Annotated in this window: 15 protein-coding genes; 11 read left to right on the top strand and 4 right to left on the bottom strand. The window is 63.4% G+C overall.

Going from position 1 to position 14,962, the window contains the following annotated elements:
- Nucleotides 1-4: 4 nt before the first annotated feature.
- Both AB4Z20_RS20795 and AB4Z20_RS20800 read right to left on the bottom strand, forming a co-directional pair.
- Nucleotides 5-1,723 (bottom strand): C13 family peptidase, encoded by a 1,719-nt coding sequence (locus AB4Z20_RS20795; RefSeq protein WP_253469681.1) that lies wholly within the window; start codon nucleotides 1,721-1,723, stop codon nucleotides 5-7.
- 102 nt (nucleotides 1,724-1,825) lie between these two features.
- A complete protein-coding gene (locus tag AB4Z20_RS20800) occupies nucleotides 1,826-2,281 on the bottom strand; it encodes a MaoC family dehydratase (protein WP_003205908.1) in 456 nt (151 codons plus the stop codon).
- A 337-nt stretch (nucleotides 2,282-2,618) separates the two neighbouring features.
- Here AB4Z20_RS20800 and AB4Z20_RS20805 point away from each other — a divergent pair, with 337 nt between their 5' ends.
- From AB4Z20_RS20805 to AB4Z20_RS20815, 3 genes are read left to right on the top strand one after another with little or no spacing between them, the layout of a single operon-like run.
- Complete coding sequence (locus tag AB4Z20_RS20805) at nucleotides 2,619-2,984, top strand: CidA/LrgA family protein (RefSeq protein ID WP_253469678.1); 366 nt, start codon at nucleotides 2,619-2,621, stop codon at nucleotides 2,982-2,984.
- A complete protein-coding gene (locus AB4Z20_RS20810; RefSeq protein ID WP_253469675.1) occupies nucleotides 2,981-3,697 on the top strand; it encodes an LrgB family protein in 717 nt (238 codons plus the stop codon). Before AB4Z20_RS20805 ends, AB4Z20_RS20810 begins: the two co-directional genes overlap by 4 nt.
- A 10-nt stretch (nucleotides 3,698-3,707) precedes the next feature.
- Nucleotides 3,708-4,298: an LON peptidase substrate-binding domain-containing protein gene (locus tag AB4Z20_RS20815; RefSeq protein WP_014340384.1), complete on the top strand. Its 591-nt coding sequence runs from the start codon at nucleotides 3,708-3,710 to the stop codon at nucleotides 4,296-4,298.
- 154 nt (nucleotides 4,299-4,452) lie between these two features.
- Here AB4Z20_RS20815 and AB4Z20_RS20820 read toward each other — a convergent pair whose 3' ends face one another.
- On the bottom strand, nucleotides 4,453-5,769 hold the full coding sequence (locus AB4Z20_RS20820) for a bifunctional DedA family/phosphatase PAP2 family protein (protein ID WP_253469669.1): 1,317 nt from the start codon (nucleotides 5,767-5,769) through the stop codon (nucleotides 4,453-4,455).
- Between the two features lie 202 nt (nucleotides 5,770-5,971).
- The gene (locus AB4Z20_RS20825; protein ID WP_214512952.1) at nucleotides 5,972-6,649 is read right to left on the bottom strand and encodes a DNA-3-methyladenine glycosylase; all 678 of its coding nucleotides are present in this window, start codon (nucleotides 6,647-6,649) and stop codon (nucleotides 5,972-5,974) included.
- A gap of 196 nt (nucleotides 6,650-6,845) precedes the next feature.
- Here AB4Z20_RS20825 and AB4Z20_RS20830 point away from each other — a divergent pair, with 196 nt between their 5' ends.
- The 8 genes from AB4Z20_RS20830 to AB4Z20_RS20865 all read left to right on the top strand — a co-directional run bounded on the left by AB4Z20_RS20830 (nucleotide 6,846) and on the right by AB4Z20_RS20865 (nucleotide 14,956).
- Nucleotides 6,846-8,117, top strand: coding sequence for a glutamate-5-semialdehyde dehydrogenase (locus tag AB4Z20_RS20830; RefSeq protein ID WP_053189916.1), 1,272 nt, complete (start codon nucleotides 6,846-6,848; stop codon nucleotides 8,115-8,117).
- Between the two features lie 28 nt (nucleotides 8,118-8,145).
- Nucleotides 8,146-8,820: a nicotinate-nucleotide adenylyltransferase gene (gene nadD, locus AB4Z20_RS20835; protein WP_092150587.1), complete on the top strand. Its 675-nt coding sequence runs from the start codon at nucleotides 8,146-8,148 to the stop codon at nucleotides 8,818-8,820.
- Nucleotides 8,821-8,891: 71 nt separating this feature from the next.
- On the top strand, nucleotides 8,892-9,386 hold the full coding sequence (gene rsfS, locus AB4Z20_RS20840) for a ribosome silencing factor (RefSeq protein ID WP_214512950.1): 495 nt from the start codon (nucleotides 8,892-8,894) through the stop codon (nucleotides 9,384-9,386).
- A 9-nt stretch (nucleotides 9,387-9,395) separates the two neighbouring features.
- A complete protein-coding gene (gene rlmH, locus AB4Z20_RS20845; RefSeq protein WP_003185785.1) occupies nucleotides 9,396-9,863 on the top strand; it encodes a 23S rRNA (pseudouridine(1915)-N(3))-methyltransferase RlmH in 468 nt (155 codons plus the stop codon).
- A gap of 9 nt (nucleotides 9,864-9,872) precedes the next feature.
- Nucleotides 9,873-11,768: a penicillin-binding protein 2 gene (mrdA, locus tag AB4Z20_RS20850; protein ID WP_214512949.1), complete on the top strand. Its 1,896-nt coding sequence runs from the start codon at nucleotides 9,873-9,875 to the stop codon at nucleotides 11,766-11,768.
- A gap of 31 nt (nucleotides 11,769-11,799) precedes the next feature.
- The gene (rodA, locus tag AB4Z20_RS20855) at nucleotides 11,800-12,903 is read left to right on the top strand and encodes a rod shape-determining protein RodA (RefSeq protein WP_214512977.1); all 1,104 of its coding nucleotides are present in this window, start codon (nucleotides 11,800-11,802) and stop codon (nucleotides 12,901-12,903) included.
- 17 nt (nucleotides 12,904-12,920) lie between these two features.
- The gene (gene mltB, locus AB4Z20_RS20860; protein WP_003205890.1) at nucleotides 12,921-13,931 is read left to right on the top strand and encodes a lytic murein transglycosylase B; all 1,011 of its coding nucleotides are present in this window, start codon (nucleotides 12,921-12,923) and stop codon (nucleotides 13,929-13,931) included.
- Complete coding sequence (locus tag AB4Z20_RS20865) at nucleotides 13,931-14,956, top strand: septal ring lytic transglycosylase RlpA family protein (RefSeq protein WP_063324229.1); 1,026 nt, start codon at nucleotides 13,931-13,933, stop codon at nucleotides 14,954-14,956. Before mltB ends, AB4Z20_RS20865 begins: the two co-directional genes overlap by 1 nt.
- The last annotated feature ends 6 nt before the right edge of the window (nucleotides 14,957-14,962 follow it).

Raw genomic sequence — 14,962 nt, forward strand, 5'->3', positions numbered from 1 at the left:
CAGCTTAGTTGCTCTTTGTGGCTCCGTCGTTCAATGCAGCACTTTGCAATGCTTTACGTGCCTGCTGTTTGCGCAGCAGTTGCCAGTGGGAAAGGACCGTCCTCGGCGCCCACATCTGTGGTTCGGACGCTTCGAAGTTGTCGGCCTGTTCGCGCTCGGCCACGGTGGCCTTGGCTCGCTTGAAGGCCTGCTCCAGGTCGTCGGTCTGGTTCAATGCCTGGGCGAACAGCGCATCGCCGAAATAGGTGAAGTTGGCTTCCTCGGAGCAGCCGAAGGACACCCGGTCGGCCCGTGAAGCGGTCATGATCAGGGTGCGTTCATCCTTGAGCGCCGGGATGAAGCCGCCGGAATAACAGGCCGAAATCACCACGATCTTGTCGCGGTTCTTCAACGGTGCCAGGACCACGGCCAGTTCATCGGCGGGCAGGTCGGCCAGTTCCATGCGCGGCTGGTCGAGCACCAGTTCATGTTCGCTGGTGCCGTGGCTGGTCAGGTAGATGAAGATAAGGTCTTCCGGACCACTGCGTTCGGCCAGGGTGGCGGCGGCGCGGCGCAGGCTTTCGCGGCTGGCCATGGGCCGGTCGCCAAGGTGATCGCGGTGGTTGACCAGGCGGATTTGCCCGAACGCGCCGAAACGGCTGGCGAGCATGTTGGCGACATAGTCGGACTCGCGCAGGAACACGCTTTGCTTGCCGTCGCCGCCCAGGGTCAGGCTGTACAGCTCCACCGCCGGGGTCGAGGCCGGGATGTTGGCGAGGGCATCGTCCAGCAGGCGGCCTTGGGCCAGCAAGCCGAGTTCGAGCACATCCGGCAGCAGCCTGCCGTCCGCGTCGCGCACCCGTTGGCCGTTGGCCCAGGTGCCGCTTTGCACGGTGCCGTCGGTCAGCACCAGGGTGCCGCGCCCGTGGTAACTGTCGCTTTCGAACTGGCCGACGTAAAAACTGCCGTCGGGCAGGTTCAGGCGACCATCGCCGGTAAAGCGCCAATCATTGAATTGACCGAGATAGTGGCTGCCGTCAGCGCCGATCAGTTCGCCCTTGCCGGTCAGCGCGCCGTCCTTGAACCGGCCGATCCAGACATCGCCGTCGGCATTTTCGTAGCGCCCGCGACCGTTGAGCTGGTTGTTCTTGAAGCCGCCGATGTAGACATCGCCATCGGCACTGTTGAAGGTGCCCTTGCCCTGCAGTTGCCCGTCGACAAAATGCCCGGTGAACTGGTTGCCGCTGGCGTCGAAGCGCTGGCCTTCACCGTTGGGCTTGCCGTTGGCGAACGGGCCTTGGTACTGGCTGCCGTCGTCGAGTTCCAGGCGTCCGAGGCCGGAATAGCGGTCGGCCTTGAACTCGCCCCGGTAGGTCATGCCGTTTTCCTTGAGTGTCCCTTCACCGTCCCGCCGCCCCAGCTTGAAGCCGCCGGTGTAGCTGCTGGTCGGTGTGGTCAGGCTGCCCTGGCCGTGGAACAGGCCCTGCTGGAACTGGCCGCGATAGACCTCGCCATTGCTGCCATGCCATTCCCCGGCGCCGTGCCACTGGCCTTTGTCGAACTGCCCGGCGTACCAGCTGCCATTGGGATAATCGATGCGCCCCTGGCCTTGCAGCAGCCCGTCCACCAGGTCGCCGCGATAGCGGCCGCCGTCGGGCAGGCGCGCGTCGGGAGGCAGCGGCGATTCGCCGTTGCCACAGGCGGTGAGCAGCAGGGTCAGGGTCAGTGGGACGAATAAGCGCATAACGGGATCCAGGTCATCAGGCCACGAGTATGCCGCAGCTATGCGCTTTAGATACAGAGAAGCGATGCGAAACTGCACGAGCGGTTTCGCGACCGCGCAGGTTTACACGAAGCAGAGCGACAGCGGCTCGGCGATGTAGGCCGGTTTTTCCGAACCTTCGATCTCCAGCGTGGCGGTGGCCTTGAGCAGCCATTGGCCAGGTTTTTTCTCGGTGACTTCCACCAGGTCGACCTTGAGCCGGACCTTGGAATCGACCTTCACCGGTTGGATGAAGCGCACGCTGTCCAGCCCGTAGTTGACGACCATCTTCACGCCCTCGGGCAGGATCAGGATGTCTTCCATCAGCTTGGGCATCAGTGACAGCGACAGGAAACCGTGGGCAATGGTGCTGCCAAACGGGGTCTGCGCGGCCTTGACCGGATCGACGTGGATGAACTGAAAGTCGCCAGTGGCTTCGGCGAACAGGTTGATACGCTCCTGATCGATGGTGAGCCATTCGGAACGTCCAAGTTCCTTGCCGACATAATCTTTGAGCGCTGCAACGGGGACGTAGGGCATTGAGACTCTCCTTGGGTTCATCGGTTTTACTTTTTCTGGAGCGGGGATCGGCATCCCCGGAGAACCACTGTAGATCAACATGGCGCGCCGGGAAGGTCATCGACCATGCTTTTTACGAATGCCGAACCATAGCGCGGGCGTGTTTAAATGTGTCGTCTGGTTACTCCCTGTAGGAGCTGCCGAAGGCTGCGATCTTTTGATTTGTTGATTTTTCGCTTCAGACTCAATTGGCAGGGGAAAGATCGCAGCCTCGTTGCACTCGACAGCTCCTACAGGCAGCTTCTGCAGGTGGTTTCTACGGGACGGGGTTCATGGGTGTTTGTGGGGGAGAGAGCGGATGTTGCTACGGGGCCTGACCTGGCTGGTGCTGTTTCAATTGCTGGGTACTGCGATCAATCATTTGTTCCTGCCGGTGCTGCCGGGCCCAATCATTGGCCTGCTGCTGTTGCTGGGTTATCTGGTCATGCGCGGCGAAGTCAGCGAGCCGCTGAACCTGGCCGCCAGCAGCCTGCTGCGTTATCTGCCATTGCTGCTGGTGCCGCCCGCGGTGGGGGTGATGGTCTATGCCCGGGCGATTGCCGCCGATTTCTGGGCCATCGTCGGTGCGTTGACCTTGTCCCTCGTGCTGTCCGTGGCGTTGACGGGGGTGCTGATGCAGCGCCTGGCCCGGCGTCACGTCGCCGCCCCGGAGGACAGCCAATGATGCTCGACTGGCAAGGTGCCTGGGCCTCGGTGATTCATCATCCGTTGTTTGGCATCGGCATTACCCTGGGCGCCTATCAACTGGTGCTGGCGGCGTTCGAAAAGACTCGCTGGGTGTTCCTGCAACCAGTGCTGATGTCGATGGTGCTGTTGATCGTCGTGCTGGTCGGTTGCGGCATCGACTATGCAGAATACCGCAAGAGCACCGAGATCCTCAGCATCCTGCTGGGCCCGGCCACGGTCGCCCTGGCCGTGCCGTTGTATTTGAACTTGCGACGGATCCGGCAGTTGTTCTGGCCGATTTTTACTACTCTGGTGATAGCTGGGGTGTTTGCCACGGGCTCTGCGGTGGTGTTGGGCTGGGCTTTTGGCGCCGAACACATGATCCTGATGACCATGGCGCCCAAGTCCGTGACCTCGCCGATCGCCATGCTGGTGGCCGAGCAGATCGGCGGTGTGGCGGCGATGGCGGCGGTGTTCGTGTTGATCACCGGTGTGCTCGGGGCGATCCTCGGCCCGAGCATCCTGACCAGGCTGGGTGTCCATAGCCCTGAAGCCCGGGGCATGGCCCTGGGGCTGGCGGCCCATGCGGTGGGCACGTCGGTGGCGTTGCAGGAAAGCGAGGAAACCGGCGCCTTTGCGGCGCTGGCGATGAGTCTGATGGGCGTGGCCACGGCGGTGTTGCTGCCGTTGGTGGTGTCGATGACGGTTTAAGGAACTGGTTATGAGCTTGCCGCTTTTCCCGTTGAACACCGTGCTGTTCCCCGGTTGCATCCTCGACTTGCAGATTTTCGAGGCGCGTTACCTCGACATGATCGGGCGCTGCATGAAAAAGGGCGAAGGCTTCGGCGTGGTGTGCATCCTCGATGGCGAGGAAGTCGGCATCGCGCCTGAGGGCTACGCGCGGGTCGGTTGTGAAGCGCGCATCACCGATTTCTCCCAGCAGGACAATGGTCTGCTGGGCATTCGCGTGCAGGGCGGGCGGCGCTTTATCGTCCATGGCAGCAGCGTCCAGGCGGATCAACTGACGGTCGCCGAGGTCGAGTGGCTGGAAGAAGAGCCGGAGCAGCCGCTGCAAGAGGAAGACGCCGACCTGGTGGCGCTGCTCAAGGCCCTGGCCGAGCACCCGATGGTCGAAGCCTTGAACATGGGCACCGAAGCGACCGGCCAGCAATCGCTGGCCAATCAACTGGCCTACCTGCTGCCGTTCAATGAGCTGGACAAGATCGACCTGCTGCAACTCGATGATCCTCAGCAGCGGCTGGATGCGATCCAGGCGTTGCTGGATGAGTTGCAGGGCGAACTCTTTGCCTGACACCCCTCATATCCACTGAACAACACCGCCCCCCTGTGGGAGCGAGCTTGCTCGCGATAGCGGTGGGTCAGCTTGCATCCATGTTGACTGTGCCGCCGTCATCGCGAGCAAGCTCGCTCCCACATGGGATCTCCAGTGCCCACAGATAGTGTATTCAATAGGCATACCGCAACATCGCATGCGGCAAGTGCCGCAGGGCGAAGAAGCTGAACACCGCCACCAGCGCCGGCAGGAGCAGCCACCAGACTTTTGGCGGCATGGCCGGTAGCGGGCTCTGGCGCTGGCTCAACCACAGGGCGGCCGCACAGATGCTGGCGGCGAGCATCGCCCCGGCGGCGATGTCGCTCGGCCAATGCGCGCCCAGGTAGACCCGCGACAGGGCGATGGCCAGCGCCGGCAAGCAGCCCAGCAACAGCCAGGTCAGGCGCAGGCGTGGTGGTTGGCCGCGGCCCGCCAGGACGGCGAGGGTCAGGAACAGCGCGAAGGCCCCGGAGGAGTGGCCGCTGGGCATGCTGTAGCTGGTCAGCGGGTCGGTGAGGATTTCCGGACGCACGCGGGCAAAGAAGTGTTTGCAGCCGGCATTGGCCAGGGCGGTGACCAGCATCGTGCCCCCGGCAAAGATTGCCTGGCGCCATTGCCGTGCCAACAGCAGCAACCCGGTCACCAGGCTGCAGACAATCAACATGTAGCGGAATTCGCCGATCAGCGTGAAGGTCACGGCGATTTCATCCAGCGTCGCGCTGCGGTGCTCCTGGACCAGGGCCATCAAGCCCTGGTCGAACGCCGTCAGGTAGCGAAAGCCGATGAACAGGCCGATCAGGATCACCAGGCCCAGGCCTGCGATCAGTGCCGTGGCATGGCGATGGCGGCGCATGCTGCTGTTGACGCTCAGCCCGATCATCACCGCGATACTGCCGATGACCACGCCGGCCTGTGGCCAGAAACCTTCGGGCAGCGGCAGGCGAAACGCCGCCCCGGTGGCCCAGCCCGGCAGCAGGTACGCCACGGTCCAGCCTGCCGCAGCCAACACGCTGACGGCGGCGAAGCGTGGGAACGGCATGTCGCACATCCCGGCCACCATCGGCAACATCGGCCGTAGCGGGCCGATGAAGCGGCCCACCAGCAGGCTGGCGATACCGTAGCGCTGGAAATAGTTTTCCGCAGCGCTCATCCATTCCGGGTGATGCCGCAGCCCCGGCAGGCGCCGGATGTTCTGGTGGAAATGCCGGCCCAGGAAATACGACACCAGGTCCCCGAGCAACCCGCCAAGCAGGCCCAGCAGTAGCGTCTCGCCCAAGGACAACGCGCCGCTGCCGGCCAGCACGGCAATCGCAAACAACAGCACGGTACCCGGCACGATCAGGCCGGCGATGGCCAGGCACTCCACGCAGGCGACGATGAACACCGCCACCGCCAGCCATTGCGGGTTGACGGTCAACCAGCCGGTGATGCTATCGAGCCATGGGCCCATAAATACAACTCCATTGAATAGTGATTGGCATGCACCGAACCCCCCTGTGGGATTCTGCTGCGAACACAAAACCTGCGGCCACTGAAGATCAACTGTGGGAGCGAGCTTGCTCGCGATGGCGGTGTATCAGTCGGCCCCCATTCTGCTGACCCGACGCCAWCGCGAGCAAGCTCGCTCCCACAGGGGGATGCGGTGTTTGTGTTCATGAAAGTAAAAAGTAATCACGTCCTTCGACCTGTCCGCGCCGCAAAGGGTTGCGGGTGCACCACGGGGCGTAGGCGGCGTCGACGAAGCGGTAGGGCAGGTGCTCGTCGCGTCCCTGGGGGATACCCAGGCGGGTGGTCTGGATCGCATTGACCGTCGGCACGCCGACATCTTCCACCAGCAAGCGCTCGGGGTCGAAGCGTTTGGCGTCCCAGTCCGGCACTTTCAGCCCCAGGGCTTTGCACAGCAAGGTCTGGCCGGCACAGAGTTTTTGCGGTGTGCGCGGCCGACCTTGGGCGTCGGGGTTGTTGAGCAGCATCTGCGCCAGGCTCGCCGGCCCGCAAAGGGCATCGACCCACGGGTACGCCGATTTGATCAGCACCGCATTGCCAGGCCCTTGGGCGCTGAAGTTCAGCGAATCGCCGCCCCGGGCGTAGTACATATAGATGTGGCCGCCATCCAGAAACAGAGCCCTGCGTTTTTCTGTGTAGCCCAGCGAGGCGTGGCTGCCTTTTTCGGCGAAGTAATACGCCTCGGTCTCGATGATCCGCGCGCTGAGCCACAGGTCACCGACCTTGTGACGGATGACTTTGCCCAGCAGGTCCTTGGCAAGCACCTGGGCGTCGCGATCGAAAAAGGCGTGGGGCAGGGCGTTGGGCGATGGCAAATCGGTCATGGCGATAAACGAAGTGAGGCCAAAGGAAGCGCGATGATAGCAATGGAAAGCTTAATCACCGCTGAACAGTCGCTTCAACCGGCTGTTTACGCCTGTTTTGCTCCTCCGCCGGTCACCACTGTGAGTCCATGCTGTTAGTCGAGGGTTACGACAGCTATAATCTGCCGCTTTCCTCATCGCCAAGACCACACAGACCATGACTGAGTCCGTTCTTGACTACATGACCCGCCTGGGTCGCGCCGCTCGTGCAGCGTCGCGCATCATCGGCCGGGCCAGCACCGCGCAGAAAAACCGCGCCCTGCAGGCCGCCGCCAATGCGCTGGACGCTGCGCGTGCCGAGTTGTCCGCTGCCAACGAACTCGACCTGGCCGCCGGCCGGGCCAATGGTCTGGAGCCGGCCATGCTCGAGCGCCTGGCGCTGACCCCGGCACGCATCGACGGCATGATCGTCGGTCTGCGCCAGGTCGCGGCCCTGCCGGACCCGGTCGGCGCGATCCGCGACATGAGCTACCGGCCGTCGGGCATCCAGGTCGGCAAGATGCGCGTGCCCCTGGGCGTGGTCGGGATCATCTACGAGTCGCGGCCGAACGTAACCATCGACGCCGCCAGCCTGTGCCTGAAGTCGGGTAACGCGACCATCCTGCGTGGCGGCTCCGAGGCGATCCATTCCAACCGTGCCATTGCCGCCTGCATCCAGCGCGGCCTGGCCGAGGCCGATCTGCCGGCGGCCGTGGTGCAAGTGGTGGAAACCACCGACCGTGCCGCAGTCGGCGCGTTGATCACCATGCCCGAGTTCGTCGATGTCATCGTGCCGCGTGGCGGCAAGGGCCTGATCGAGCGGGTCAGCCGTGACGCCCGCGTGCCGGTGATCAAGCACCTGGACGGCATCTGCCACGTCTACGTCAGCGCCCACGCCGAATTGCCGAAGGCCCAGCGCATTGCCTTCAACGCCAAGACCTACCGCTACGGTATCTGCGGCGCGATGGAAACCCTGCTGGTGGACCAGGCCGTGGCCAAGGACTTCCTGCCGTCGATGGCTGCCCAGTTCCGCGAAAAAGGCGTCGAACTGCGCGGTTGCGAGCGCACCCGGGCGATCATCGAGGCCGTCGCGGCCACGCAAGAAGACTGGGACACCGAATACCTGGCGCCGATCCTGTCGATCCGTGTGGTCGACGGGCTGGAGGAAGCCATCGAGCACATCAATCGCCACGGCTCGCACCACACCGACTCCATTGTCAGTGAAAACCTGGGGGAAACCCGGCGCTTCGTGGCCGAGGTGGACTCGGCGTCGGTGATGATCAACACCCCGACCTGCTTCGCCGATGGCTTTGAATACGGATTGGGTGCCGAGATCGGCATTTCTACTGATAAGCTGCACGCCCGTGGCCCGGTAGGCCTCGAAGGCCTGACCTGCGAGAAGTACATCGTGGTCGGTGACGGCCAGTTGCGCGGACAGGAGTCGGTCTGACTTGGGCGATCTCGACCCGCCGGCCTCTATGACTACGACCGCTGTGACGGCGACCACCGCGCCAAAGCGCATTGGCATCCTGGGCGGCACGTTCGACCCGGTGCACATCGGCCATTTGCGCGGTGCGCTGGAAGTCGCCGACGCCCTGGCCCTCGATGAGCTCCGCCTGACGCCCAGCGCCCGGCCGCCTCACCGGGATACGCCGCAGGTGTCGGCGCAGGATCGCCTGGCGATGGTCGAGTGCGCGGTGGCCGGTGTGGCACCGTTGGTGGTGGACGCCCGCGAATTGCAGCGGGACAAACCGTCCTACACCATTGATACCCTGGAGCTGATGCGCGCCGAACTGGCCGCTGATGCCCAGGTTTTTCTGCTTCTGGGCTGGGACGCATTTTGCGGCCTGCCCACTTGGCATCGCTGGGAAGAGTTGCTCCAGCATTGCCACATCCTGGTGCTGCAACGCCCGGATGCCGACAGCGAGCCGCCGGATGCCTTGCGCAACCTGCTGGCGGCCCGCTCGGTGAGCGACCCGCTGGCCCTGAAAGGGCCGAGCGGACAGATTGCATTCGTCTGGCAGACGCCGCTCGCGGTATCCGCCACCCAGATCCGTCAACTGCTGGCCAGCGGTAAGTCGGTACGTTTCCTGGTGCCCGACGCGGTCCTGGCCTACATCGATGCGCACGGGCTTTACCGTGCGTCGAACTGAAAAAGGTGTGCTTCAAGGCACGTGAATGCGTGTAGCGAAGCGCCCGAACATACGAGCAAAACGAGTTTTATATGACTGACAAAGACGTAAGCAAAGTAAAGCGCAAAGGCACGTTCAAAAGCGCCCCGCTGCCGGTAGAGGCCCACACCGGCGTCGTACTGGCCGGTGAAGAACTGGTCAAGGTGGCCGTGGCGGCCCTGGAAGACGTCAAGGCCCAGGACATCCAGGTGATCGACGTTCGTGAAAAGCAGAGCATCACGGACTACATGATCATCGCCACCGGTACCTCCAACCGTCAGATCGGCGCCATGCTGGACAAGGTCCGCGAAGCGGTCAAGGCCCAGGGCGTCAAGCCGCTGGGTGAAGAAGGCAAGGGCGACAGCGACTGGGTACTGCTGGATATGGACGACGTCATCGTGCACATGATGACTGCCTCGGCGCGCCAGTTCTATGACCTGGAGCGCCTGTGGGCCGGTGCCGAGCAGAGCCGTTCGGCCAGCGCCGCGCACCACAGCCCGGAAAACCCCCATGAGCACTTCACCAAGCTCAACAAAGACCAGCAATAAGGGACCGCTGTGCGACTGCGCCTGATCGCCGTCGGTTCTCGCATGCCCAAGTGGGTGGAAGAAGGCTGGCATGAATATGCCAAGCGTCTTCCGTCCGAGCTGGCCCTGGAACTGGTGGAAATTCCGCTCAACACCCGTGGCAAGAACGCCGACGTGGCGCGCTTCATCCGCCAGGAAGGCGAAGCCATGCTGGCCAAGGTCGGGCCGAACGAGCGCATTGTCACCCTCGAAGTCCATGGCAAGCCCTGGAGCACCGAGCAACTGGCGGTTGAGCTCGATCGTTGGCGGTTGGATTCGCGCACGGTCAATTTCATGGTCGGTGGCCCGGAAGGGCTGGCGCCGGAAGTCTGTGCCCGGGCCGATCAGCGCTGGTCATTGTCGCCGTTGACGTTGCCACACCCGCTGGTGCGGATCCTGATCGGCGAACAGCTGTATCGTGCCTGGACAGTTCTGTCCGGGCACCCTTACCACAAGTAATCCTGCCCCATGCCCCAGCCGATCCGCATCAAGGACCACGAAAAAGACGCCCGTCTGGTGCGGGGTCGCGTCGTGTTCGGCGCTATTACGGTGGTGACGCTGATCTGCGTGCTGATTGCGCGCTTGTATTTCCTCCAGGTGATCCAGTACGAGTACCACTCGACCCTGTCGGAAAACAACCGGGTGCATGTGCAGCCGATTCCGCCGACCCGCGGGTTGATCTTCGACCGCAACGGCGTGGTGGTGGCGGATAACCGGCCCAGTTTCAGCCTGAGCATGACCCGCGAGCGCTCCGGCGACTGGCAGCACGTGCTCGACGTGATCGTCGAGGTGCTGCAACTGACGCCCGAGGACCGGGCGATCTTCGAGAAACGCATGCGCCAGGGCCGACGTCCGTTCGAGCCGGTGCCGATCCTGTTCGAGCTGACCGAAGAGCAGATCGCCCTGATCGCCGTGAACCAGTTCCGCCTGCCCGGCGTCGAGGTGGTGGCGCAGTTGGTGCGTCATTATCCCCAGGGGCCACACTTTGCCCACTCGGTCGGCTACATGGGGCGGATCAACGAGAAAGAGCTCAAGACCCTCGATCCGGTCAATTACAGCGGCACCCACCATATCGGCAAGACCGGCATCGAGCGTTTCTACGAGCCCGAGCTGCATGGCCAGGTGGGTTACGAGGAAGTCGAAACCAACGCCCGCGGCCGCGTATTGCGGGTGCTCAAGCGCACCGACCCGATTCCTGGCAAGGACATCGTCCTGAGCCTGGATATCAAGCTGCAAGAGGCCGCCGAAGCGGCGCTGGGCGGTCGGCGTGGTGCCGTGGTGGCGCTGGATCCGAACACCGGCGAGGTGCTGGCGATGGTCAGCCAGCCGAGTTTCGACCCGAACCTGTTCGTCACCGGTATCAGCTTCAGGGCCTACGCCGATTTGCGCGATTCGATCGATCGGCCACTGTTCAACCGTGTGCTGCGCGGCCTCTATCCGCCGGGGTCGACCATCAAGCCGGCCGTGGCGATTGCCGGGCTGGACTCCGGCGTGGTGACCGCGTCGAGCCGGGTCTATGACCCCGGCTATTACATGCTGCCCAACTACGACCACAAGTACCGCAACTGGAACCGCACCGGCGACGGTTATGTGGACCTGGAAACGGCCATCATGCGTTCCAACGACACCTACTTCTATGACCTGGCCCACAAGCTGGGGATCGATCGGTTGTCGTCCTACCTGGGCAAGTTCGGCATCGGCCAGAAGGTCTCCCTGGACATGTTCGAAGAGTCGCCTGGCTTGATGCCGTCCCGGGAATGGAAGCGCGTGACCCGGCGCCAGGCCTGGTTCCCCGGCGAAACCCTGATCCTGGGGATCGGCCAGGGCTACATGCAGGCCACGCCCTTGCAGCTGGCCCAGGCCACGGCGCTGGTGGCGAGCAAGGGCAAGTGGTATCGCCCGCACCTGGCCAAGACCATCGAAGGCCAGAAACCGGTGGACCCGGACCCGATGCCAGACATCATCCTGCGCAATCCGTCGGACTGGCAGAAGGTCAACAACGGCATGCAGCAAGTGATGCACGGCGCCCGGGGCACCGCCCGCAAGGCGGCCATCGGCTCGCCCTATCGCATTGCCGGCAAGAGCGGTACGGCCCAGGTCGTCGCCATCAAGCAGGGCGAGAAGTACGACCGCTCCAAGGTCCAGGAACGCCATCGCGACCACGCCTTGTTCGTCGGCTTCGCGCCGGCCGACAACCCGAAGATCGTCGTGTCGGTGATGGTCGAGAACGGTGAGTCGGGTTCCGGCGTCGCCGCGCCGGTGGTGCGCCAGATCATGGACGCCTGGCTGCTGGACGAGCACGGCCAGCTCAAGCCTGAATACGCAAGCCCCACCACTGCGGAGGCTACGGCCCGTGAAGAATAATTTCGACCGGATCCTCTCCAGCGAAGATGTGATGCGCCGCCGTGCCACCTTGTTGCAGCGCATGCACATCGATGGTCCGTTGCTGATCCTGCTGCTGACCCTGGCCGCAGGCAGCCTGTTCGTGCTGTATTCGGCCAGTGGCAAGAACTGGGACCTGCTGGGCAAGCAGGCCACCTCGTTCGGCATCGGCCTGGTGTCGATGATCGTCATTGCCCAGCTCGAGCCGCGCTTCATGGCCCGCTGGGTGCCGCTGGCCTATGTGGTGGGCGTGAGCCTGCTGGTGGTGGTGGACGTGATGGGCCACAACGCCATGGGCGCCACTCGCTGGATCAACATTCCCGGGGTGATCCGCTTCCAGCCATCGGAGTTCCTCAAGATCATCATGCCGGCGACCATCGCCTGGTACCTGTCCAAGCGCACCCTGCCGCCGCAGCTCAAGCACGTGTGCATCAGCCTGTTGCTGATTGGCATCCCGTTCATCCTGATCGTGCGCCAGCCGGACCTCGGCACTTCGCTGCTGATCCTGGCCGGCGGCGCTTTCGTGCTGTTCATGGGCGGGTTGCGCTGGCGCTGGATCCTCAGCGTGGTCGCCATCGCCGTGCCGGTGTCGGTGGCCATGTGGTACTTCGTGATGCACGACTACCAGAAGCAACGCATCCTGACCTTCCTCGACCCGGAGAGCGATCCGCTGGGCACCGGCTGGAACATCATCCAGTCCAAGGCCGCCATCGGCTCCGGCGGGGTGTTCGGCAAGGGTTGGCTGATGGGCACCCAGTCGCACCTGGACTTTCTGCCGGAAAGCCATACCGACTTCATCATCGCCGTGATGGGCGAGGAGTTCGGCCTGGTGGGCATCTGCGTGCTGCTGTTGATCTATTTGCTGCTGATCGGCCGGGGGCTGGTGATCACCGCCCAGGCCCAGACGTTGTTCGGCAAGTTGCTGGCGGGCAGCCTGACCATGACGTTTTTTGTTTATGTTTTCGTCAACATCGGTATGGTCAGTGGCCTGTTGCCGGTCGTGGGGGTGCCGTTGCCATTCATTAGCTACGGAGGAACTTCGCTGGTGACACTACTGTCAGCGTTTGGGGTCTTGATGTCGATTCATACGCATCGCAAGTGGATCGCGCAGGTTTGAATAAGGTGAAGAGTTCAATGCAAGCAATGCGTGGCTGGTCGACGCGATATGCGCCGTGGATCGGCCTGGTCGGCTTCCTGGGCGGTGCATCCCATGCCCAGGCCGGCGAATACGAAGGCTCGCCGCAGGTGGCCGAATTCGTCGGTGAGATGACCCGCGACTACGGTTTTGCCGGTGAGCAACTGATGGGGGTGTTTCGCGAGGCCGAGCGCAAGCAGTCGATCCTTGACGCCATCTCCCGGCCCGCCGAGCGGGTCAAGCAGTGGAGCGAGTACCGGCCGATGTTCATCACCGAGGCGCGTATCGCCCGGGGCGTGGACTTCTGGCGCCAGCACGAGGCGGCCCTGGCCCGTGCCGAGCAGGAATACGGCGTACCGGCCCAGTTCATTGTGGCGATCATTGGCGTCGAGACCTTCTTTGGCCGTAACACCGGGAATTTCCGGGTGATCGACGCGCTGTCGACCCTGGGCTTCGATTACCCGCCGCGCGCCGAATTCTTCCGCAAGGAGCTGCGCGAGTTCCTGCTGCTGGCCCGCGAAGAGCAGGTCGATCCGCTGACCCTCAAGGGTTCCTATGCCGGGGCCATGGGCTTGCCGCAATTCATGCCCAGCAGTTTTCGCGCTTACGCGGTGGACTTCGACGACGACGGCCACATCAATATCTGGACCAACCCGACCGATGCCATCGGCAGTGTTGCCAGCTATTTCAAGCGCCACGGCTGGGAAGCCGGCCAGCCGGTGGTCAGCCGTGCCGACGTGCGTGGCGAGCAGGTGGACGAGGGCCTGACCGAGGGCATCGAGCCGACGAAAACCGTCGGGGAGTTGCGGGCGTTGGGCTGGTCGAGTCATGATGCGCTGCGTGACGACATGCCGGTCACCGCGATACGCCTGGAAGGCGAACAAGGCCCCGAATACTGGATGGGCCTGAAGAATTTCTACGCGATTACGCGTTATAACCGCAGCGTGATGTACGCCATGGCCGTATATCAACTGTCTGAAGAGCTGGTCAAAGCACGGGGCGTCAAATAATGCGGGCATTGCCTACCTATCTACCCCTGAAAGCCAAGCCCCTCAAGCTCGTGGCGTTGGCCGCGCTGTCGCTGTTGGTCGTCAGTTGTTCGACCAGCCGCGCGCCGGCCCAGAAAAACTCCACCGCCGTGCGCGCGACGCCCGGCCTGGACATCAACCGGGCCCACAAGGACGGCGCGCCGTGGTGGGACGTGGATGTCTCGCGCATTCCCGACGCCACGCCGACCCTGCACACTGGCCCCTACAAGGCCAACCCGTACACGGTGCTGGGCAAGACCTATTTCCCGCTGTCCGACTCCAAGCGCTACGTGGCCTCGGGCACGGCGTCCTGGTATGGCACCAAGTTCCACGGCCAGAACACCGCCAACGGCGAAGTGTATGACCTGTATGGCATGAGCGCGGCCCACAAGACCTTGCCGCTGCCCAGCTATGTGCGGGTGACCAACCTGGACAACAACAAGAGCGTGATCCTGCGGGTCAATGACCGTGGGCCGTTCTATTCCGACCGCATCATCGACTTGTCGTATGCGGCGGCGAAAAAACTTGGTTACGCTGAAATCGGCACCGCGCGGGTCAAGGTTGAAGGTATCGACCCGCAGGAATGGTGGGCCCAACGCGGCCGTCCGGCGCCTTTGATGCTCAACGAGCCGAAAGTGGCGCAAAATGCCGCGCCGACCGTAACGGCGTCCACCGGTACGGTCGAGCAGTGGACGCCACCGCCGCAGCAGCACGCGGCGGCCGTAGTGCCCGTTCAGCTCGACGCAAAAAAAAACGCTTCTGCAACAGCGTCTGGCCAGTTTCTGCAAGTGGGCGCGTTCGCCAACCCGGACGCTGCCGAGCTGCTGAGGTCGAAGCTCAGCTCGATGGTGAGCGCTCCGGTGTTCATCAGCTCGATCGTGCGCAACCAGCAGACACTGCATCGGGTGCGCCTGGGGCCAATCGGTTCTCCGGGTGAAGTCCAGCAAGTGCAGAACAGTGTGCGCCTGGCCAATCTCGGTTCGCCGAGCCTGGTCACCGCCGAGTAATTGATT

The sequence above is a fragment of the Pseudomonas sp. KB_12 genome (assembly GCF_052114545.1).
In the GTDB taxonomy this organism is placed as follows: domain Bacteria; phylum Pseudomonadota; class Gammaproteobacteria; order Pseudomonadales; family Pseudomonadaceae; genus Aquipseudomonas; species Aquipseudomonas brassicacearum.

Coding starts and splice junctions, on each gene's coding strand:
- AB4Z20_RS20795 (WP_253469681.1), bottom strand. CDS start 1,723: ATGCGCTTATTCGTCCCACTGACCCTGACCCTGCTGCTCACCGCCTGT.
- AB4Z20_RS20800 (WP_003205908.1), bottom strand. CDS start 2,281: ATGCCCTACGTCCCCGTTGCAGCGCTCAAAGATTATGTCGGCAAGGAA.
- AB4Z20_RS20805 (WP_253469678.1), top strand. CDS start 2,619: ATGTTGCTACGGGGCCTGACCTGGCTGGTGCTGTTTCAATTGCTGGGT.
- AB4Z20_RS20810 (WP_253469675.1), top strand. CDS start 2,981: ATGATGCTCGACTGGCAAGGTGCCTGGGCCTCGGTGATTCATCATCCG.
- AB4Z20_RS20815 (WP_014340384.1), top strand. CDS start 3,708: ATGAGCTTGCCGCTTTTCCCGTTGAACACCGTGCTGTTCCCCGGTTGC.
- AB4Z20_RS20820 (WP_253469669.1), bottom strand. CDS start 5,769: ATGGGCCCATGGCTCGATAGCATCACCGGCTGGTTGACCGTCAACCCG.
- AB4Z20_RS20825 (WP_214512952.1), bottom strand. CDS start 6,649: ATGACCGATTTGCCATCGCCCAACGCCCTGCCCCACGCCTTTTTCGAT.
- AB4Z20_RS20830 (WP_053189916.1), top strand. CDS start 6,846: ATGACTGAGTCCGTTCTTGACTACATGACCCGCCTGGGTCGCGCCGCT.
- nadD (WP_092150587.1), top strand. CDS start 8,146: ATGACTACGACCGCTGTGACGGCGACCACCGCGCCAAAGCGCATTGGC.
- rsfS (WP_214512950.1), top strand. CDS start 8,892: ATGACTGACAAAGACGTAAGCAAAGTAAAGCGCAAAGGCACGTTCAAA.
- mrdA (WP_214512949.1), top strand. CDS start 9,873: ATGCCCCAGCCGATCCGCATCAAGGACCACGAAAAAGACGCCCGTCTG.
- rodA (WP_214512977.1), top strand. CDS start 11,800: ATGCGCCGCCGTGCCACCTTGTTGCAGCGCATGCACATCGATGGTCCG.
- mltB (WP_003205890.1), top strand. CDS start 12,921: ATGCAAGCAATGCGTGGCTGGTCGACGCGATATGCGCCGTGGATCGGC.
- AB4Z20_RS20865 (WP_063324229.1), top strand. CDS start 13,931: ATGCGGGCATTGCCTACCTATCTACCCCTGAAAGCCAAGCCCCTCAAG.